The 18,466-nt window shown below is 61.4% G+C and carries 20 protein-coding genes; 5 read left to right on the top strand and 15 right to left on the bottom strand.

Features of this window, described 5'->3' with window-relative positions:
- Nucleotides 1-56 precede the first annotated feature (56 nt).
- From PLD_RS24285 to PLD_RS24245, 9 genes are all read right to left on the bottom strand, one after another.
- Nucleotides 57-311: a YkgJ family cysteine cluster protein gene (locus PLD_RS24285; protein WP_159897261.1), complete on the bottom strand. Its 255-nt coding sequence runs from the start codon at nt 309-311 to the stop codon at nt 57-59.
- Nucleotides 312-480: 169 nt separating this feature from the next.
- Nucleotides 481-981, bottom strand: a complete 501-nt coding sequence (locus PLD_RS24280) for a translation initiation factor 2 (protein WP_159897260.1) — start codon at nt 979-981, stop codon at nt 481-483.
- A 76-nt stretch (nt 982-1,057) separates the two neighbouring features.
- Nucleotides 1,058-2,497 carry a PLP-dependent aminotransferase family protein gene (locus tag PLD_RS24275; RefSeq protein ID WP_159897259.1) on the bottom strand — a complete coding sequence of 480 codons (1,440 nt, stop codon included), beginning with the start codon at nt 2,495-2,497 and terminating at the stop codon, nt 1,058-1,060.
- 202 nt (nt 2,498-2,699) lie between these two features.
- A complete protein-coding gene (locus PLD_RS24270; RefSeq protein ID WP_159897258.1) occupies nt 2,700-3,512 on the bottom strand; it encodes an OmpA family protein in 813 nt (270 codons plus the stop codon).
- A complete protein-coding gene (locus tag PLD_RS24265) occupies nt 3,509-3,865 on the bottom strand; it encodes a DUF4398 domain-containing protein (protein ID WP_159897257.1) in 357 nt (118 codons plus the stop codon). The genes PLD_RS24270 and PLD_RS24265 overlap by 4 nt, the downstream gene beginning before the upstream one ends.
- 9 nt (nt 3,866-3,874) lie before the next feature.
- Nucleotides 3,875-4,699 carry an ABC transporter substrate-binding protein gene (locus PLD_RS24260; protein ID WP_159897256.1) on the bottom strand — a complete coding sequence of 275 codons (825 nt, stop codon included), beginning with the start codon at nt 4,697-4,699 and terminating at the stop codon, nt 3,875-3,877.
- Between the two features lie 79 nt (nt 4,700-4,778).
- Nucleotides 4,779-5,708: an electron transfer flavoprotein subunit alpha/FixB family protein gene (locus tag PLD_RS24255; RefSeq protein ID WP_159897255.1), complete on the bottom strand. Its 930-nt coding sequence runs from the start codon at nt 5,706-5,708 to the stop codon at nt 4,779-4,781.
- Nucleotides 5,709-5,710: 2 nt separating this feature from the next.
- Nucleotides 5,711-6,460 carry an electron transfer flavoprotein subunit beta/FixA family protein gene (locus tag PLD_RS24250; protein WP_015634720.1) on the bottom strand — a complete coding sequence of 250 codons (750 nt, stop codon included), beginning with the start codon at nt 6,458-6,460 and terminating at the stop codon, nt 5,711-5,713.
- A gap of 258 nt (nt 6,461-6,718) precedes the next feature.
- Entirely contained in the window at nt 6,719-6,910 is a 192-nt protein-coding gene (locus PLD_RS24245; RefSeq protein WP_159897254.1) for a hypothetical protein, read from the bottom strand.
- Nucleotides 6,911-7,008: 98 nt separating this feature from the next.
- On the opposite strand from PLD_RS24245, the gene PLD_RS24240 reads away from it, so the two are divergent.
- Nucleotides 7,009-8,673 (top strand): electron transfer flavoprotein-ubiquinone oxidoreductase, encoded by a 1,665-nt coding sequence (locus PLD_RS24240; protein ID WP_159897253.1) that lies wholly within the window; start codon nt 7,009-7,011, stop codon nt 8,671-8,673.
- 166 nt (nt 8,674-8,839) lie between these two features.
- Here PLD_RS24240 and PLD_RS24235 read toward each other — a convergent pair whose 3' ends face one another.
- Nucleotides 8,840-9,730: an AraC family transcriptional regulator gene (locus tag PLD_RS24235; protein ID WP_159897252.1), complete on the bottom strand. Its 891-nt coding sequence runs from the start codon at nt 9,728-9,730 to the stop codon at nt 8,840-8,842.
- 180 nt (nt 9,731-9,910) lie between these two features.
- Here PLD_RS24235 and PLD_RS24230 point away from each other — a divergent pair, with 180 nt between their 5' ends.
- A complete protein-coding gene (locus PLD_RS24230; protein WP_159897251.1) occupies nt 9,911-10,963 on the top strand; it encodes an NAD(P)-dependent alcohol dehydrogenase in 1,053 nt (350 codons plus the stop codon).
- 109 nt (nt 10,964-11,072) lie between these two features.
- Here PLD_RS24230 and PLD_RS24225 read toward each other — a convergent pair whose 3' ends face one another.
- A complete protein-coding gene (locus tag PLD_RS24225; protein WP_159897250.1) occupies nt 11,073-11,552 on the bottom strand; it encodes a GNAT family N-acetyltransferase in 480 nt (159 codons plus the stop codon).
- Nucleotides 11,553-11,680: 128 nt separating this feature from the next.
- Here PLD_RS24225 and PLD_RS24220 point away from each other — a divergent pair, with 128 nt between their 5' ends.
- The 3 genes from PLD_RS24220 (at nt 11,681) to PLD_RS24210 (ending at nt 14,062) form a co-directional block, all read left to right on the top strand.
- Nucleotides 11,681-12,322 carry an HD domain-containing protein gene (locus PLD_RS24220; RefSeq protein ID WP_159897249.1) on the top strand — a complete coding sequence of 214 codons (642 nt, stop codon included), beginning with the start codon at nt 11,681-11,683 and terminating at the stop codon, nt 12,320-12,322.
- 114 nt (nt 12,323-12,436) lie between these two features.
- Nucleotides 12,437-13,654 carry an MFS transporter gene (locus PLD_RS24215; protein WP_159897248.1) on the top strand — a complete coding sequence of 406 codons (1,218 nt, stop codon included), beginning with the start codon at nt 12,437-12,439 and terminating at the stop codon, nt 13,652-13,654.
- 84 nt (nt 13,655-13,738) lie between these two features.
- On the top strand, nt 13,739-14,062 hold the full coding sequence (locus tag PLD_RS24210) for a hypothetical protein (RefSeq protein WP_159897247.1): 324 nt from the start codon (nt 13,739-13,741) through the stop codon (nt 14,060-14,062).
- A 136-nt stretch (nt 14,063-14,198) separates the two neighbouring features.
- Here the strand turns inward: PLD_RS24210 and PLD_RS24205 are convergent, their stop codons facing one another.
- The 4 genes from PLD_RS24205 to PLD_RS24190 form a co-directional block, all read right to left on the bottom strand.
- Nucleotides 14,199-15,119, bottom strand: a complete 921-nt coding sequence (locus tag PLD_RS24205) for a PfkB family carbohydrate kinase (protein ID WP_159897246.1) — start codon at nt 15,117-15,119, stop codon at nt 14,199-14,201.
- Nucleotides 15,112-16,578 carry a cytosine permease gene (locus PLD_RS24200; protein ID WP_159897245.1) on the bottom strand — a complete coding sequence of 489 codons (1,467 nt, stop codon included), beginning with the start codon at nt 16,576-16,578 and terminating at the stop codon, nt 15,112-15,114. Before PLD_RS24200 ends, PLD_RS24205 begins: the two co-directional genes overlap by 8 nt.
- Before the next feature lie 121 nt (nt 16,579-16,699).
- Nucleotides 16,700-17,698, bottom strand: a complete 999-nt coding sequence (locus PLD_RS24195) for an ADP-ribosylglycohydrolase family protein (RefSeq protein WP_159897244.1) — start codon at nt 17,696-17,698, stop codon at nt 16,700-16,702.
- A complete protein-coding gene (locus tag PLD_RS24190; protein WP_159897243.1) occupies nt 17,695-18,408 on the bottom strand; it encodes a GntR family transcriptional regulator in 714 nt (237 codons plus the stop codon). The genes PLD_RS24195 and PLD_RS24190 overlap by 4 nt, the downstream gene beginning before the upstream one ends.
- Nucleotides 18,409-18,466 lie beyond the last annotated feature (58 nt).

Here is an 18,466-nt window from a genome sequence, read left to right as displayed (position 1 = left end):
GTTGAAGTTCCGTTCTTTGCGAACACCCCAGAACTTGTCAGCGAACGGCACAGTCTCTAAGCCGCTGTCACTTGTTCCCACCAACCGAGCAAACGGATGGCTTCCTCAGCGCTTTCACCACACACCTCGGAATCTGCCTGAAACGCCCCACACACCGCCGGTCGCTCGGGCATGCCGAAAAGGCCGCACAAGTTTTCGACAGAAAGGTGCAGACAACGTTCTCCCGCCAGCTTGCCCTGAGGCATTCCGGGAATCGGGGTACTGATGGAAGGGGCAATGCAGCAGGCGCCACAACCTTCACGGCAGTTCATGACGAAAAGCTCCTCGCGACAAGCAAAGTGTTGAATGACGCCCGGTAAGAGTAACCGCTAAAACAGCCGTTTAAAATTACTCAAAGAACGTATTTGACTTACAACCGTGCGTGACTGATCAGTCTCCGACAAAGCGTCGAGCAACTCAGTCACAGAGGCGATGAATTATTTATTGTTTGAACTCGAAATCCAGGGCAGCACCCTCGACGTCCCGCCGCTCCTCGTTGCGCAACTGCAATTGCATTTCGTTACTGAGCAATCGACCGTTGAGCTGGAATGGGCTGCTTTCTTTGGGCTTATCACCAAACATCTGCGGCAGCAGCGGCTCACGCTTGGGCAGTGGCACGCTGCCGATAGGTTGCAGGTGCTTGACCATTTCCGGCGGCAGGCTCAAGTCCAGCTTGGGGCTGACCAATGGGGTCTTGATATCTTGATAGGCCCACTTGGACTTGACAGTAGCTGGCGTCTTTTTACTTGCTGGCTTGGCCTTGGTGACGCGAGTCGCAACCTTGGCTTGGCTCGCAGAAGCCTTTTTGGCGGTGGTCGACTTGCTCGGATGCGAGGTAGCGGCTGCCGATTTATCCAAAGCCGAAGTTGCCTGGGCAGATGTGACAGCAGCCACTCCCAACAGGCAGACGCATAACCAGATGGCAGGATAGAAGGCTTTCATAAAGGCAGGTAGATCGACAAAAGGTGCTCTATGCTCGCTTGTTGAACGCCCTGTGACAAGCACAGGGCCACATTGTTTAGAATCCGCTGGCCGTCTCCTGGCACAACTGACTGGCAAGCATGCCCAAAGTCATCAACGCTCGCTCAGCCTCGCGGTTCCAGGGCGTCCCACAGTTCAGGCGCACGCAGTGGTTGAACTGCTCGGTATTACTGAAAATCAGCCCCGGGGCAATACTGATGCCCTGCTGCAACGCGCGTACATGCAGCTCCTGAGTGTTGACCCGCCCCGGCAGACTGACCCAGAGGATGAAACCGCCATTGGGTCGAGTGATCTGCGTGCCCTCCGGGAAGTACTGTTGCACCGCCAATTGAAAGGCGCTGAGATTCTTGCGGTACTCCTGGCGGATGTAGCGTAAATGCCGGTCATAGCCGCCATTTTCCAGATACGCCGCCACCCCCATCTGCGTCACGCTGCACGCCGAATGGGTGCTGAAGGTCTGCAGGCGCTGGATCTCCTGCTGATACTTACCCGCGATCATCCAGCCGATACGCACCCCGGGCGATAGCGTTTTGGAAAAGCTCGAGCAGTAGATCACCCGGTCCAGACGGTCATAGGCTTTGAGCGCCTTGGTGCGCCCCACCTCAAACATCAATTCGCCGTAGATATCGTCCTCGACCACTTGGATATCGAAATCCGACGCCAATCGCAGTAACTGCTTCTGCCGCTCCTCCGGCATGGTGCCGCCCAAGGGGTTGCTCAGGCGCGTGGTCAGGACCAGGGCCTTGATCGACCACTGGTTGGCCGCCAGTTGCAGAGCTTCGAGGCTCATCCCGGTGGAAGGATCGCTGGGAATCTCGATGACCTTGAGCCCCAGCAGGTCCGCCAACTGCAGCAATCCGTAATAAGTCGGTGATTCCGCGGCGATCAAGTCACCCGGCCGAGTCAGGACCCGCAGCGACATCTGCAGTGCATCCACGCAACCGTGAGTAATGACCACTTCCGAAGGGTCGACCACCACCCCGGCGTCGCGCATGCGAATGGCCACCTGACGCCGCAATGGCTCGAATCCAGGGCTGAACATGTAGCTGAACGCCCGGGGACTGTGGAACCGCGTAACCTTGGCCAGTTGCTGATGCAAGGCACGCACCGGCAGGTAGTCGACACTGGGGACCGCGGCGCCCAGGGGAAAGACCCCCTCGCGCCGGGACTCCACCAGCACCTGCTGAATGATGCTGCTGCGAGTGACCAGCCCTGGCCGTTCGACCCGAGCGATGTCTGGCGTCGGCGCCGTCAGCGCTGGCGTCTGGTGCACGTAATAGCCCGACTGAGGACGCGCCCGGATCAGCCCCTGATCCTCAAGATTGGCGTAAGCCTGGAGCACCGTGGCGTGGCTGACATTGAGCTGCGAGCTCATCTTGCGCACCGACGGTACGCGCTCCCCCGGCTGATAGACACCACGGCGAATATCCTCAGCCAACTGCTGAGCGATACGTTGATAGAGCAAGAGATTGGTCATGGCACAGCACTCGATTTCACGGCGTTTTATTCTTGTGTGAAACAATACCGGCACAGTTTAGAAGTGTACTGGGACAGTTCCTACAATAGTCGAGGACACTGGGCAGTGAAAAGAAGAACTGTAGGGTTTTTGCAACCTGATTGGCAGGCATAAAAAACCGACGCTGCCGGGCGTCGGTTTCTTATCGGGCAATGAGGTCGTTTCAGCGAGCAGCGCCGAGCTCGCCCTTTTCATCGGAGAAGACGATCTCCACCCGCCGGTTCTGCGCCCGCCCCCGCTCAGAGGCATTGGCCTCTACCGGATAATCGTCGCCATAACCCTCGACTTGAATCCGTTTTTCGTCGATTCCCAGGTCCACCAGTACGTCAGCCACGGCCTGCGCCCGCTCCCGGGACAGTTGCAGATTGCTTTGACGCTCACCGGTGTTGTCGGTGTAACCCTCGATGCGCACCACTCGCTTGGGATTCAGTTGGAGAAACTGCACCACCTTGAGCACAGTACGGTTGGCCGAGTTCTTCAACTCCGCCTCACCGGTATCGAACAGCACATCCCCCAGGGTCATCACCAACCCGCGATCCGTCTGAATGGTGGCCAGACTGATGATCTGCTCTTCAAGCCATTTACCTTGTTGCTGCACGCTGAGCAGCTTGGCTTCACGCAGGGCCAGCTGCAGGCGCTGACGCTCCAGTTCAAGCTTGGCCGCGTGCTCCTGATTCAGTGCCTGCTCGGTGTGTTCGCGGGCAATCTCGCTGTAGCGACGGCTCAGATAGGCGTAGTGCTCCACATCGCCGCCGCTGCCCCAGTAAGTCGACAGACGATCGGCACGGGCCAGCGACTCACCTGCGCGGATTACGTCCTTGGGCGCGATACGCAGCACATTGGCGTCTTCCTTGACCTTCTGGAAGTCGTTACCAGCCTGCTGCAGCGCCTCTTCACTGTGCTGACCGGCACAGCCAAAGAGACTCGCGCAGGCCGCCAGTACAGCGCCACCAAACAACGGTTTAGTAAGTTTCATTGGACATCCCCCAGTTGCTTGCGCAGACGAGTGATGCGGGTATTGAGCAGATTCACCTGCTCCTGACTCTTCTGGGTCAATACTTTGGCTTCGGCCAGACGTGCATCCAGTTCCGCTTGCTCGGCACGCATCCGCGCCTTCTTGTAGGACTGATCCTGCATATTGCCCTGGGCCCTGGAGTACTTGTCTTCGGCCAGTTTCAACTCAGGCACATCCTCGGCCGAAGCCCCAACGGCCTTGGCTTGCTCCAGCGCCTGGCCGGTGAGGCGCATCTGCTCGTTGGGCGCCGGATCGGTCGCACAACCTGCCATGGCCAACAGGCCCATGACAGCGAAAAACGTTCGAATAGTCACACATGATTCCTAGGGTTTTGGGCTGCTGGCAGGTTGCTGCAACTGGGCCTTCCAGCGCTCCAGATTGCGCTGCAGCAAGGCTTGCGCCAGACCGGACGCGGGCAATTCTGTCATTTTTTTTGCCAGCTGTCCGCGCAACCATGGGTCATTGCAAGCGGAGTTATGCGACAGCGCCAGGAACAACCCCGGTTTGTCGGCAGGCTGGGGAAACGCCACCAGATCCGCCTCCATTCCCAAAGACTGAGCCATCGCCATACCCGCATAACGTGGCGCCAGCACGTAGTCCACCTCACCCAAGAGCAAAGTCTGGAAGACTTGGGTCAGGCTCGGCAGGTGCTTGAGCTGCAAATGCTCACTGGCCATGGCGACGAAGGGCTGAGTCAACCGGGCGCTTTCGGACACGGCCCCGGCATGCCCGGCCAGATCGGCCACCTGCGCGAAGTTCAGGGTCGAGTCCTTGCGCGTCCAGACCAGGTAATCGTTCTGCATCAAGGCCGGGTGGATGTAGTCCAGCGACTCCAGCTCATTCAGGGTCAACGGCGCATCGGCAAGCATGTCCATGCGCCCAGCGCGCACCTCCTCCAAGGCCTCCGAGCGTTTACCGGCATAGAGTAGCTCGACCTTGAGCCCCAACTCCCCCGCCACCTGCTGCAACAGATCGGCACTGGCGCCTATCAGGTGCTTGGGGTTCTGCGGATCGCGCCACAAATAGGGGGGCGCATCCGGACTACCAGTGACCACCAGTCGCTCGCACTTGCCCACAGCCATCGACAACGATGGCAACAACATCAGGCCCAACAGCGCTGACCTGCCACTCAGGCGACGCAGATCCATGGCGAAAGTCTCCCCGACAAAAAACAGACCAAAAAAGCCCGACCAATAGGCCGGGCTCTTTATAAGTGAAGCCGCCGGATTAGACCAGCTTCTCCAGCTCAGGTACGGCTTCGAACAAGTCCGCCACCAGGCCGTAATCGGCCACCTGGAAGATCGGCGCTTCTTCGTCCTTGTTGATCGCGACGATCACCTTGGAGTCTTTCATACCGGCCAAGTGCTGGATCGCGCCGGAAATACCCACCGCGATGTACAGCTGTGGCGCAACGATCTTGCCGGTCTGGCCAACCTGCATGTCGTTCGGTACGAAACCTGCGTCCACGGCTGCGCGGGAAGCGCCGACCGCTGCGCCAAGCTTGTCGGCCAGGGCGTACAGGTGCTTGAAGTTGTCACCGTTCTGCATGCCACGGCCGCCGGAAACGACGATCTTGGCAGCCGTCAGCTCAGGACGATCAGACTTGGCCAGCTCTTCGCCAACGAAGCTCGACTGGCCCGCATCGTGAGCGGCGCCCACCGCTTCAACAGCAGCCGAACCACCTTCAGCAGCAACGGCGTCGAAGCCGGTGGCGCGCACGGTGATGACTTTCACGGCAGCCGAAGACTGCACGGTAGCAATCGCGTTACCGGCATAGATCGGACGCTTGAAGGTATCAGCGCTCTCTACCGAGACGATCTCGGAAATCTGATCAACGTCCAGTTGAGCGGCCACCCGCGGCAAGATGTTTTTGCCGTTGGAGGTAGCGGCCGCCAGGATGTGGCTGTAGCCAGCGCCCAGTTCGGTCACCAGCGGCGCGACGTTTTCCGGCAGCTGGTGAGCGTAGGCGGCGTTGTCGGCCACCAGCACTTTAGCCACGCCGGCAACTTTCGCAGCGGCTTCGGCCACAGCGCCAACGCCCAGGCCTGCAACCAGAATGTGGATGTCACCACCGATTTTGGCGGCGGCGGCAACGGTGTTCAGCGTGGCCGGAGCCAGCGCCTTGTTATCGTGTTCGGCGATTACCAAGATAGTCATGATCAGATTACCTTCGCTTCGTTTTTCAGTTTCTCGACCAGTTCAGCCACCGACTTGACCTTGATGCCCGCGCTGCGTGCAGCCGGCGCTTCGACTTTCAGGGTCTTGTTGGTGGAGGCGGTGGAAACGCCCAAAGCATCAGGAGTCAGCGTTTCAAGCGGCTTCTTCTTGGCTTTCATGATGTTTGGCAAAGACGCGTAGCGCGGCTCATTCAAACGCAGGTCGGTGGTGACGATGGCTGGCAGGTTCAGCGCAACGGTCTGCAGGCCGCCGTCGATTTCACGGGTGACGTTGACCTTGTCGCCGGACACTTCAACCTTGGAGGCGAAGGTGCCTTGAGCGTAACCACTCAGAGCCGCCAGCATCTGGCCGGTCTGATTGTTGTCGCTATCGATCGCTTGTTTACCCAGGATCACCAGTTGTGGCTGCTCCTTGTCGACCACAGCCTTGAGCAGCTTGGCCACGGCCAGGGAGTTCAACTCTTCAGCGGACTCGACGAGGATTGCGCGATCGGCACCCAGTGCCAGGGCGGTACGCAGTTGCTCTTGAGCAGTAGCAGGACCGATGGAGACGACGACGATTTCAGTCGCCACGCCTTTCTCTTTCAGGCGTACGGCTTCTTCCACTGCGATTTCGCAGAAAGGGTTCATCGACATCTTGACGTTGGCGAGGTCGACGCCGGAGTTGTCCGCTTTGACGCGAACCTTGACGTTATAGTCGACCACTCGTTTGACAGCTACAAGAACCTTCATGGATTCCTCGTTACTCTCCGGTGAAAAGAAAGTCGCCTAGGCGAGAACCTGGCGGTTGATGCTCATCGGCACAAGGGCACCTCCAAAAACGCTGGCACACCTAAAGGTTGACCTTGCTCACGGGACAATGACCGTCCGTCAGTGGTGACCGACGAGTCATTCATTATCGCGGCGTGTAAACTGCGCACTTTCAAATTGCGCGGCGCATCACCTTTATTGCCTTTGCCCTGTCTTTAGAGGTGCTCTTGAAACCAACAGTCAGCCTACGGCGAGCGCAAAACCGACCGTATCTTGACCGGAACGCCTTTTCCGGTCAATACGGCAAAATAGCCGTTTATAAGCCGCGCTTCTTTGATTTACCTGGGCTGCGGCAAATTCAAACAAACGTTTGTATTGGACGCTGAGAGTGGTGTAGATATAATGCGCCGCCCAGAGATAAAGGTCGGCCATCCTCCCCTCCTCCCCCCGAATGCGATGGGAGAAAGCGCGGATGCAACGCCAAACCTCCAATTAGAAAAACCGTTGAGCCTTGAGTAGGAGATAGCCTAGTGGAACGCGAATACATGGAATTCGACGTGGTCATCGTCGGTGCCGGCCCCGCAGGCTTGTCCGCCGCTTGCCGCCTTAAGCAGAAGGCCGCTGAAGCCGGGAAGGAAATCAGCGTCTGCGTGGTTGAAAAAGGCTCCGAAGTCGGCGCTCACATCCTTTCCGGTGCCGTGTTCGAACCACGGGCCCTGAATGAACTGTTTCCGGACTGGAAGGAACTGGGCGCCCCGCTCAACACTCCGGTCACCCGCGATGACATCTATGTCCTGCGCAGCGGCGAAACCGCCACCAAGGTTCCAGACTTCTTTGTGCCCAAGACCATGCACAACGAAGGCAACTACATCATTTCCCTGGGCAACCTGTGCCGCTGGCTGGCCCAACAAGCGGAAAACCTGGGCGTGGAAATCTACCCGGGCTTCGCCGCCCAGGAAGCCTTGATCGACGAAAACGGCGTGGTACGCGGGATCATCACCGGCGATCTGGGTGTCGACCGTGAAGGCCAGCCGAAAGACGGCCTCTATACCCCTGGCATGGAACTGCGCGGTAAATACACCCTGTTCGCCGAAGGCTGCCGTGGCCATATCGGCAAGCAACTGATCAAGCAATTCAACCTGGACAGCGATGCGGATGCCCAGCACTACGGCATCGGCCTCAAGGAAATCTGGGAAATCGACCCGGCCAAGCATCAACCGGGCCTGGTGGTCCACACCGCCGGCTGGCCGCTGGACATCATGAGCAACGAGAACACCGGCGGCTCCTTCCTCTATCACCTGGAAAACAACCAAGTGGTGGTGGGCCTGATCGTCGACCTGTCCTACGCCAACACCTACCTGTCACCGTTCGACGAGTTCCAGCGCCTCAAGCATCACCCGGTGCTGGCCCAGTACCTAGAGGGCGGCAAGCGCATCAGCTACGGCGCGCGCGCCCTGGCCAAAGGCGGTATCAACTCGCTGCCGAAGATGGTGTTCAAGGGCGGCGCACTGATCGGTTGCGACCTGGGCACCATGAACGTGGCCAAGATCAAGGGCAGCCATACCGCCATGAAGTCCGGCATGCTCGCCGCCGATGCGGTCGCCGACTCACTGTTCGCCGGTTCCGAAGGGGCCGACGAGCTCAAGAGCTACGTCGACTCGTTCAAGTCCAGCTGGCTGTATGAAGAGCTGTTCGCCAGCCGCAACTTCGGCCCGGCCATGCACAAGTTCGGCCCGATCATCGGTGCCGGCTTCAACTGGATGGACCAGAACATCTTCGGCGGCAAGCTGCCCTTCACCCTGCACGACACCAAGCCGGACTATGCCTGCCTGAAGCTGGCCAAGGACTGCACGAAGATCAACTACCCCAAACCCGACGGCAAACTCAGCTTCGACAAGCTGAGCTCGGTGTTCATCTCTGGCACCAACCACGAAGAAGAACAGCCTTGCCACCTCAAGCTGACCGACCCGAGCATCCCGCTGGGCCGCAACCTGCCGCTGTACGACGAGCCTGCCCAGCGTTACTGCCCGGCCGGCGTGTACGAAGTCATCACTCAGGAAGACGGCGAGAAGCGCTTCCAGATCAACGCGCAGAACTGCGTGCACTGCAAGACCTGCGACATCAAGGACCCTGCCCAGAACATCACCTGGGTCACCCCAGAAGGCGCTGGCGGCCCGACTTACCCGAACATGTAAGTCGCCGCAGGACAAAAGAGGCCCCCTATATGGGGGCCTTTTTCATGCCGCTGTCCGACCCAGCAGCCTGTAGGTGCCGGCTTGCCAGCGAAAACGCTCCCTCAAGCCTGGTTTCGACTCATAGGCACCTTCGCTGGCAAGCCAACCCCTGCAAGGGCATTGGCGCTCAGGCCGCGCGCTCTTCGCCGGGGTTGCGTTCGAAGTAGCGCTTGTACTCGCGACTGAACTGCGAGGTGCTCTGGTAGCCCACCCGATGCGCTACCTGGGCCACGCCAAGCCCTTCCCCCAACAGCAACTGCTGAGCCTTGAGCAGGCGCAGGCGCTTTAGGTACTGCACCGGCGACAGCAAGGTGCTGCGCTTGAAATACTCGTGGAAGGTCGAGGGACTCATGTTGGCGCAGCGGGCCAGGGTCTCGACACTCAAGGGCTCGGTGTAATGCTCATGCAGATGATTGAGCGATGCCGCGACCCGGGCGAAATGCCCCTGCTGCTCCACCAGTGCCCGCAGGGCATCGGCCTGGGGCCCGCGCAGGGCAGCGAAGAGCAGTTCGCGCACTCTGGACGCGCCCATGACCTTGCACTCCAGAGGATCGTGCAGACAGCGCAGCAGCCGCTCCACACAACCACGCATACTGTCATCGAGCACCGCCGAGGTCATGGACTCCAGGGTCTGCGCCGAAGCGGCCCGGCCTTCGGTGATGCCCATGGCCAGCACCAACTCGCTGAGAACCGCCCGATCGATGGCGATGGAAATGCCCAGCAGCGGCGCATCGGGCATAGCGAAGGTTTCACACTCGAAGGGCACCGACAGCGCCTGGATCAGGTAATGCCCGGCACCATACTCAAGGGTCCGCGTCCCCAGGTACGCCAACTTACTGCCCTGGACAATGATCATCAGGCTCGGCTCATAGATCTGCGGGCCGCGCGCCACATCGCAACTGGCCCGCAGCACCTGGACTCCAGGCAAGGTGGTAGCCACGAAACCATCTCGGCTGGCAAGGGGCTGGATCAGCGAAACCAGGGTGGCATTGGCGTCCAGATGACGGGTCAGCAGCATGGGAAACACTTCACGGAAAAAGGGATGAAAACATCATCGCAGGTCTGTCCGCCAATGCCGTGTGAAAACCGCCAATGGTGGAGGAATAGGCATGACATGCCGAGGAATCGCCATGGTTGGCCCCGGGCTCGACGCCGAGAATGCTCCGCCTCAATCGTCAGCATTTTCGCGAGGTTCATCATGTACACCGCCATCGGCTATGCCGCCCAATCGGCCACCACGCCCCTCGCCCCCATGAGCTTCCAGCGTCGCAGTCCTCGTCCGGACGATGTTGCCATCGAGATTCTCTACTGCGGTGTCTGTCACTCCGATATCCACCAGGCCCGCAACGAATGGGGCATCGCCGTGTACCCACTGATGCCCGGCCACGAGATCGTCGGCAAGGTCACTGCGGTCGGCGCCAATGTCAGCAAGCACAAGGTCGGCGACCTGGTGGGCGTCGGCTGCATGGTGGATTCCTGCCGCCACTGCGAAGCCTGCGCCGCGGACCTGGAACAGTACTGCCTGGAAGGCCCGACCATGACCTACGCCACCCCGGATCGGGTCGACGGCAGCAATACCATGGGCGGCTACTCCGACAGCATCGTGGTCAGCGAGCACTTTGTCGTGCGCATTCCCGAGAAGCTCGACCTGACCAGCGCCGCGCCGATTCTCTGTGCCGGCATCACCACCTACTCACCGCTCAAGCACTATGGCGTGAAGGCTGGTGACAAGGTGGGGATTCTCGGCATGGGCGGCCTGGGCCACATGGGCATCAAGTTCGCCAAGGCCCTGGGCGCCGAAGTGACCCTGTTCACCCGTTCGGCGAGCAAGGCCGAAGAAGCCCGCCACCAGGGCGCCGATCACGTGGTCGTGTCCACCGACGCGGCGCAGATGCAGGCGGTGGCCGGGCACTTCGACTTCCTCCTGGACACCATTCCGGTGCCCCACGACCTCAATCCCTACCTCGACACCCTGCGCTTTGACGGCGTGCACATTCTGGTGGGCCTGATCGAGCCGGTGGACCCGGCGCTGCATGCCGGCAAGCTGGTGATGAGCCGTCGGGTACTGGCCGGCTCGCTGATCGGCGGCATCGCGGAAACCCAGGAAGTGCTGGATTTCTGCGCCGAGCACGGCATCACCTGCGACATCGAAATGCTCGACATCCGCCAGATCAATGAAGCCTACGAACGCATGATCAAGGGCGATGTGAAATACCGCTTCGTGATCGACATGGCCAGCTTGAAGGGCTGAATCCCGGCATCATGCAGACCCGGCCTGGCGGTGGCAGGCGCTCCATGGAGCGGCCTTGGCCGGCAAGCCGGGGCCTGCGCAAGCCGGCGTCGGCGAACAGCGGCTGTGATCAGCCGCGGGCGAAAGCGCGCAGTACTTCGCCGTCCATGCGGTACTTGACCCACTCTTCCTGCGGCTGGGCGCCCAGGGACTTGTAGAACTGGATGGCCGGTTCGTTCCACTCCAGCACACTCCATTCAAAGCGCCCGCAATCGTTATCGCAGGCGATCTGCGCCAGGTGCCGCAGCAGTTGCTTGCCCGCCCCGCCGCCCCGCTGCTCCGGGGTGATGTAGAGGTCTTCCAGGTACAGGCAGTTACTGCCCAACCAAGTGGAGTAGCTGAAGAAAAACACCGCGAAACCGATCGGCCCCCCCTCTCGCAAGCAAATCAGGCCATGGGCCGTGGCGCCTTCGCTGAACAGGCTGCGTTCGATGTCGGCGACACCGGCGATCACCTCATGACGAGCCCGCTCGTAGTCGGCGAGCTCGGTGATGAAAGCAAGAATCTGCGGGGCATCGCTGGGCAGTGCAGGACGGATTTCGACGGACATCGACGGTTCTCATGGCGGAATCAGGCGGCCATATTAGAACGACAGCCGAAAGACTTGCACGGGCATTTATAGGAATCGGCCAATCACCGATCATGCCGGACACCGAACTGATTACCCCGGACCGACGAATGCACTTTGCTCCCTTGCATGCCCTGGCAGAAACCTTGCTGAGCCACGCCCTCGAACCGACCAATGATGGCTCCCATGACCTGTCCCACCTGCAACGGGTCTGGCACAACGTGCGACGCATCGTCGATGAAGAGGGCGGCGACCTCAGCGTGTTGCTGGCCGCGACCCTACTCCACGATTGCGTGAGCGTGGAAAAAAACGCCCCGTTGCGCGCCCAGGCGTCACGTCTGTCGGCGGACAAGGCCCGAGGGATTCTCACTGGACTGGGCTGGAGCGACGCCGAAATCGAAGCGGTGGCCCACGCCATCGCCGCCCACAGCTTTTCCGCCGCCCTCGCTCCTGCCACCCTGGAAGCCAGGATCCTTCAGGACGCCGATCGACTCGATGCCCTGGGCGCCCTGGGCGTGGCGCGGACCTTCTACGTCTCCGGCCGCCTGGGCCTGGCCCTCTACGACCCCGCCGATCCCACGGCCCAGCAGCGCGAACTCGATGACTCACGCTTCACCCTAGATCACTTCCAGACCAAGCTGCTGCACCTGGCCGAAGGTTTTCAGACCCCCTGCGGCGCCCGCCTGGCGCAGATTCGGCATGAGCGCCTGCAACGCTTCAGGCAGGAGTTGCTGGAAGAAATCGGCCTGTAAGCCCCAGGCTCACTCCGCTGACGGCTAACCCTGAGGCCAGCAGGAACACAACCAAGCGCCGGCGTCGGCATGTTAGAAAGCCCTGCATCACTCCAAGCACAATGAGGCGCTTTCATGTCCACGCAGGCCAATCCGCAATCCGAGGTGTCGGGCCTCTTGTTCGGGCTGTTGTGCCTGGGCAGCTATCTGTTGTCTCTGTCTTACGGCTCGACCTTTCTGCTGTCCTTGTTGATCAGCAGTCGCGGCGGCAATGAGCACGATGCCGGCAGCGTGATTTCGGCGGCAATGCTCAGCACGTTTATCGCCGTGATCGGCTCCGGGCACCTCTCGGACTGGCTCGGCGCCGCCCGCTCGGTGGCACTGCTGGGCTGCCTGCTGGTCCTGGCCTGCCTGGGGTTTGCCCTGACGCCGGGGTTCGGCCACGACCTGCTGTGGTTCGGCCTGACTCTGGGCCTGGGCTGGGGCGCGTTCTACACCCTGGGGCCGATCATTGTGGCAATGCTGGTGGAGCCCGCACATCGGGCGCGCTACTTCGCCCTACTGTCGGGCAGCATGATGACCGGCATTGGCTCAGGCCCGCTGCTGGGGCGCTTGGCCAGCGCCCTTGACTATCCATTGACCAGTGCTTTTTTCATTGCCGCCGGCGCCAGCCTGATGGGCGTGCTGATCTTCTGCAAACTGGGCGCCCGCTTGCGCCAGCAGCCCAACCATCTGGGCGCCTCGGCGGCAAAAATCACCTGGCGCGGCGCCGCTCGAGTCCTCTCCTCCAAGGCGCTGCTGCCCATCGTGATGGTGGGCCTGGGCGGCTGCGTATTCGGCGGTCTGTCGAGCTTTCAGACCAGCTATGGACCGTCGCGGGGCGTGGACTATTCGCTGTTCTTTCTCGGCTTTATGAGCGCGGCCATCGTCAGCCGGATGCTGATCGCCGGCTTCGTGGTCAAGCATGACCCCTACCGCGCCGCCTGCCTGCTCTCGGGGGTGATGGTGGTGTCGATCCTGCTGTTCCTGTTTGCCGTGGACAGCAGCGCCAGCTACCTGCTGGCCGCCGTGCTCCTGGGGGTCGGCTACGGCCTGACGTACTCGGTGATCAACGCTCTGGCGGCCAACGAAGCACCCAGCGGCAGCACTTCACAAGCCTTGCTGCTGTTCAGCCTGTCCTACTTTATCGGGGTGTTCGGTTTTCCCTGGCTGGCCGGCAAGATCATCGTCGAGGCAGGCATCCAGGCGCTGCTGCTGAGCGTGCTGGGCGTTGCCTTGCTCAACTGGCTGATCAGTCTTGGCCGGCTGGGCTGGCGTCTTTTCTGCTCTGGGCAGACAGGGCATGCCGCATAAGACCATTCGTCGGTCATCTGGCACCAAGCGCATGACCCAGCGGACCAATATCAGGTAACGACTCTAACGAATGGAGACAACACCATGGCCAAGGCTCAACTCGCTATCCTCACCCTGAGCGGGCTGCTCTCTGGCGCGGTACTGGCCGGTGCCAGCGGTCCGAGCAACCCCGTGGAAGCAGCAACATCTCCCGCGCCCAAGGTCATACCGAAGATCAAGATCAACCCACCAACCCTGGACGAAAGCTCGCTGCCGCCAGCCACCGGCACCGATCCGCGCATTCAAGGCAATGACAGCGGCCGTCAGGGCGGCGTTGGCACCGGGGATTGGAGCACGCCCAATGACCGCAAGACCGGTGGCGGCTCAACCAGCATCGGTGGCTCGGGCTCTGAAGGCATCAGCCAGTAAGCTCAACACCGATTCAGTCCAGCAGCCCCCGGACAGCCGGCCGAAAGGAACAACGCCATGACCCGAGAGCGCTGATCGAGGCGCGGCAGAGGCTGGCTGATTAGCGACGGCGAAAACCTGGCGCTGCCCGTGGCGATCAGTGCGCCCGCAACAAGGCGTCCACTTCAGCGCTGCCCGGAGCGGTAGCCGGGCCACGATGCGTCACCGCAATGGCAGCCGCGGCATTGGCCCGCCGGGCAGCGGCCAGCGGCTCCAGCCCCGCCGCCAGGGCGGCAATGAAGACCCCCGCATGGGCGTCGCCGGCACCATTGCTGTCTAGCGCCTCGACGGCAAACCCCGGCACCCGCACATGATGCCCCTGCTGGCCGATCCAACAGCCTTGGGGGCCGTCTCGCACGACCAGCAAAGCACTGGGCGACAACATGCCCGCCAGTGCCGACAAGGCCTCGGCGAGCTCCAGGGTGGCCGTCGCCTGCAGAGCCTCGGCGCGGTTGCTGCTCCAGATGTCGATCCGTGGCAGCAAGGCTGTCATCAGCGCTGAATCCGCCGAGGCCGCCAGTGGCCCCGGGTCGAACATCAGCGGCAGCGAACGTGGCACAGCCAGTAGCCAGTCGATCAGCGCCTGGGCCTTGCTCGCCTGTAACAGGCTGTAGCCGCTGACGTAAAGGTAATCCCCGGCCGTCACCCGGACTTGAGCCAGATCTTCGGCAGACAGTTCGCCCTCGGCGCCAATATGGGAGATGAAGGTGCGCTCGGCGCAGGCTTCGGTCAGGGCCACACACAAACCGGTGTCGGCACCCGCACTGCACGCCAGGCTCAACTGAATACCTTCAGCCTGCATCGCCTCTCGCGCCAGATCACCAAAGCGCCCCACGCCATGGCGCCCCAGGTAGACCACCGGCAAACCGTTGCGCGCCGCAGCAGCCATAACGTTGAAGCCACCACCGACCTCGAAACTCGCCGATTGCGCCAGCACATCGCCGCCGGGAGCCGGCAAGCGCTCAATGGCCATCACCAGATCAACGATCACCTGGCCGCTATGAAGCAATCTAGGCATTGGCATTCTCGGCAAACGCTGCACGCCGATCCCGAGCGCCGCCCAGCAGGCCATAACCGCCGCCGGCCACCAGGAAGGTGACGATCCACCCCAGACCGTTGTGACCCAACCAGGAGTCCGCCAGAGGCCCGGTGAACCAGACATCCTCAGCGGTGGTGCCTATGGTGGTGAAACAGAACCCCAGGACGATGGCCAGCACCCAGGCGCCGAACGCACGCCATTCAATGCCGCCCTGATACCAATAGGCACTGCCGGGGCCAACGTTCAACAGGTCTTCGGCGCTGTAGTAATGACGATGGATCAAGTCCACGACGAAGATCCCCACCCAGGCGGTAATCGGCACCGCCAGCAAGGAAATGAAGCTGATGAAAGGGCCGTAGAAACTGTCGGCAATCAGCATGAAATAGATCGAACCGATGAAGATCGCCACGATATCCACCAGCACCGCATAGACCCGCTTGACCTTGAGACCCAGGGTCAACGCGGTGAGACCTGCGGAATACACCGACAAGTTGTTGGACAACAGCAAGCCACCAAAGGCGGCGATCAGGTAAGGCACGGCCATCCAGGTGGGCAGCATGTCGCGGATCGCGATGATCGGATCGACCGCCGAGGCCAGTTGATCATTGCCCACCGACAGCAGCCCACCCAGGGTGATCAGCAGCACCAGCGGAATACCCGCCCCAAAGGCCGCCGAAGCCACCAGACGCCCGGCGCTGACCGAACGTCGCTGATAGCGCGACATGTCGGCCCCGGAGCTGGCCCAGCCAATCCCGGTACCGGCGGCCATGGTGCCGACGCCGATGATCATCGCGCTCATCGGTGCTGGAGCGGCATTGAACACCGCGCTCCAGTCGATGGTGGCGCAGAGAAAGCCGCCCACCAGCACATTCAGCGCGCCGAAGCCGTAGGTGGCCCACTTCTGGATCACCAACAGCGTGGCGTGGCCCAGGCCGGACACGCTCAAGGTCATCAAGACGAAAATGCCGATAAACAGCAGGGTCAACAGTGGCGCCTCCTTGGCCGAGGCCGGAGTGCCGAACAGGATCGTGCTCAGGGACAGCAGAACAAAGGCTGCGGTGGTGGTGTTGACCGTCTCCCAGCCCACCCGCGAGAGCATCGAGACCAGCGTCGGGCCGATATTGCCGCGCACGCCGAAGATCGCTCGGGACAACGTCAGGCTTGGCGCCCGCCCGCGTCGACCGGCCACCGAGATCAAGCCGACCACCGCAAACGAGCCTACCGACCCCAGGATCGCCACCAGCACCACTTGCCAGATCGACAGGGCACGAAACGCCACCAGGGTGGCGCCCAAGGGCAAGCCGAGAATGCTGATATTGGCCGCAAACCAGACCCAGAACAGTTGCAGCGGATGACCGTTGCACTCCGCTTCAGGCACCGGCTCGATACCCCGCGTCTCCAATTGCCCGGCGCTTGGCCCTGCTGTCGATGAACTCATGAATAAGGCTCCTGTTGCCGTTGTTATGGTTTTAGGCAATTTCGGAAGTCGCTGAACATCCCGGCATTCCTGGCCGTGTTTGAAGCTTTCCATAGCGATCGATGTTCGCTGAGCAAGCGACTCAGCGCAGCGTTAACAGCTTTTGTATCAAAGGCAGCAGGTCCAGTTCATTGACCTGCTGCACCTGGGCAATCAGTTGTGCCGGCCAGACCTGCAATCCCAGACAGGCGCCAAGCATGGCCCCGAGAATGGCGGCAATGGTGTCGGTGTCACCGCCCAGGCTGGCGGCCATGCACAACGCCTCGAAGGCCTGCAACTGACCCAAAGCCACCTGGCCGGCCAGAGTAAAACTCACCACCACCGATTCCTGGGACGCCACCGAGGTACCAACCAACTCATACAGCATCTGGGCAAAACGCTCTTTGTCGCCCTCAACCCTCAGGCTGCTGGCCCACTCCAGCCGGGCGGCCATGCTCGCGCCCGCCACCCAGTGCCCATGGGTTTGGGCCTGGCGGGCTATCTGCGCCCCAAGGGGTAAGGCCTCGACCAGGGAGGCGCCGTTGATCCCAGCAGAAACCACCGCCGCCACCGCGGCGGCACTGGCGATGCCCAGGCTGGTGTTGTGAGTCACCTGACAAGCCCCGACCACTGCCCGGATAAACGCCTCGGGCTTGGCCACGTCACTGGCGATCGCCACCGGGGTGATGCGCATTGCCGCACCATTGGTGGTGCCGTAGCGACCAGCCTCCTCCACCGAGTGGCCTGCGAGGATCATTTCAATGGCGCGCTTGGTGGACGGTCCCAGCAGATCCTGGGAGCCCCTGGCCTGCATCAGCGCCTCCCAGTCGATCAGCCGCTGGGCCAATGCTTGCGGGGCGATCCGTCCTTGTCCCTCCACCAGCAAGCGCCCCACCAGGATCGCCTGCTCGGTGTCATCGGTGATTGATCCCTTGGGCATGTTGGCGGCGATCGGCTGATCAGGCCCGGCGTCTACCAAGGTCTCGATAGCGCCGAAACGCTGTTGGATCTGCTCACGACTCAACGATTGCGTGGGCATCCCCAGCGCATCCCCTAGCGCCAGTCCGTAAAAGGCGCCGAGCGCTCGCTGGAGCGGGCTCATCGTGCAGCGCCAAATTGCAGATGCATCCGAAAATGCTGCGGATCCAACAAGCTTTCGACCTGTTCCATGAAACGGCCCTGGCGGTCGTAGGTGGTGCGCAGGGCTTTGATGAAGACTTCGCCCGGCGCACGCCCGAGCAGTTCGGCGTCCTCGGCGCTCAGTGGCTCGGCGCCGATCCACTGATCACCGCGCTCACCGATGTAGCCATAGGCGGCCAGGGTTATGGTCAGGGAATCGTCGATCAGACCGACCCGAGGCAAACCTTCGAGTTCGCCGGATGCGGGGATCAGGGAGCGCTCAAGGGACAGCACCCGGCCATCAGTGCTGCGCCGACGACGATCGAGGGCAATGAATTGATCGGTGCCAAGGCGGTGCTTGAGATCCGGACGGCGGATCGCCTCCAGGCGCAGCACCTCGGTGTTGACCAGCGCACCGCTGTCGGCCAGCGCCTGGGCCCAGCCCTGGTGCTGATCCAGGGCCACCCCGTCAAAGGTGACGATGGAACCGACCCCGCTCTGCGTGGCGATGTAGTTGCGGCGCTTAAGTTCAGCCAGGGCCTCACGCAAGGTACCGCGACTGACACCAAATTCCTGGGCCAACTGATGCTCACCCGGAAGCTGAAAACCGTCTTCCATCAGACCGCTTTCAATGCGCCGGATCAGTTCGTCGACCACGCGTGTTTTTTTATCGAATCGGACATGTTTAGGCATGTCCGGTTTGATACATGAAACGCCGGACACAGAGCAAGAAATTTCTCCTCGCCGCCAT

The sequence above is a fragment of the Pseudomonas sp. LD120 genome, assembly GCF_009861525.1.
Lineage (GTDB): Bacteria > Pseudomonadota > Gammaproteobacteria > Pseudomonadales > Pseudomonadaceae > Aquipseudomonas.
This window is presented reverse-complemented; position numbering and strand designations above follow the sequence as displayed.

Coding starts and splice junctions, on each gene's coding strand:
- PLD_RS24285 (WP_159897261.1), bottom strand. CDS start 311: ATGAACTGCCGTGAAGGTTGTGGCGCCTGCTGCATTGCCCCTTCCATC.
- PLD_RS24280 (WP_159897260.1), bottom strand. CDS start 981: ATGAAAGCCTTCTATCCTGCCATCTGGTTATGCGTCTGCCTGTTGGGA.
- PLD_RS24275 (WP_159897259.1), bottom strand. CDS start 2,497: ATGACCAATCTCTTGCTCTATCAACGTATCGCTCAGCAGTTGGCTGAG.
- PLD_RS24270 (WP_159897258.1), bottom strand. CDS start 3,512: ATGAAACTTACTAAACCGTTGTTTGGTGGCGCTGTACTGGCGGCCTGC.
- PLD_RS24260 (WP_159897256.1), bottom strand. CDS start 4,699: ATGGATCTGCGTCGCCTGAGTGGCAGGTCAGCGCTGTTGGGCCTGATG.
- PLD_RS24255 (WP_159897255.1), bottom strand. CDS start 5,708: ATGACTATCTTGGTAATCGCCGAACACGATAACAAGGCGCTGGCTCCG.
- PLD_RS24250 (WP_015634720.1), bottom strand. CDS start 6,460: ATGAAGGTTCTTGTAGCTGTCAAACGAGTGGTCGACTATAACGTCAAG.
- PLD_RS24245 (WP_159897254.1), bottom strand. CDS start 6,910: ATGGCCGACCTTTATCTCTGGGCGGCGCATTATATCTACACCACTCTC.
- PLD_RS24235 (WP_159897252.1), bottom strand. CDS start 9,730: ATGCTGCTGACCCGTCATCTGGACGCCAATGCCACCCTGGTTTCGCTG.
- PLD_RS24230 (WP_159897251.1), top strand. CDS start 9,911: ATGTACACCGCCATCGGCTATGCCGCCCAATCGGCCACCACGCCCCTC.
- PLD_RS24225 (WP_159897250.1), bottom strand. CDS start 11,552: ATGTCCGTCGAAATCCGTCCTGCACTGCCCAGCGATGCCCCGCAGATT.
- PLD_RS24220 (WP_159897249.1), top strand. CDS start 11,681: ATGCACTTTGCTCCCTTGCATGCCCTGGCAGAAACCTTGCTGAGCCAC.
- PLD_RS24215 (WP_159897248.1), top strand. CDS start 12,437: ATGTCCACGCAGGCCAATCCGCAATCCGAGGTGTCGGGCCTCTTGTTC.
- PLD_RS24210 (WP_159897247.1), top strand. CDS start 13,739: ATGGCCAAGGCTCAACTCGCTATCCTCACCCTGAGCGGGCTGCTCTCT.
- PLD_RS24205 (WP_159897246.1), bottom strand. CDS start 15,119: ATGCCTAGATTGCTTCATAGCGGCCAGGTGATCGTTGATCTGGTGATG.
- PLD_RS24200 (WP_159897245.1), bottom strand. CDS start 16,578: ATGAGTTCATCGACAGCAGGGCCAAGCGCCGGGCAATTGGAGACGCGG.
- PLD_RS24195 (WP_159897244.1), bottom strand. CDS start 17,698: ATGAGCCCGCTCCAGCGAGCGCTCGGCGCCTTTTACGGACTGGCGCTA.
- PLD_RS24190 (WP_159897243.1), bottom strand. CDS start 18,408: ATGCCTAAACATGTCCGATTCGATAAAAAAACACGCGTGGTCGACGAA.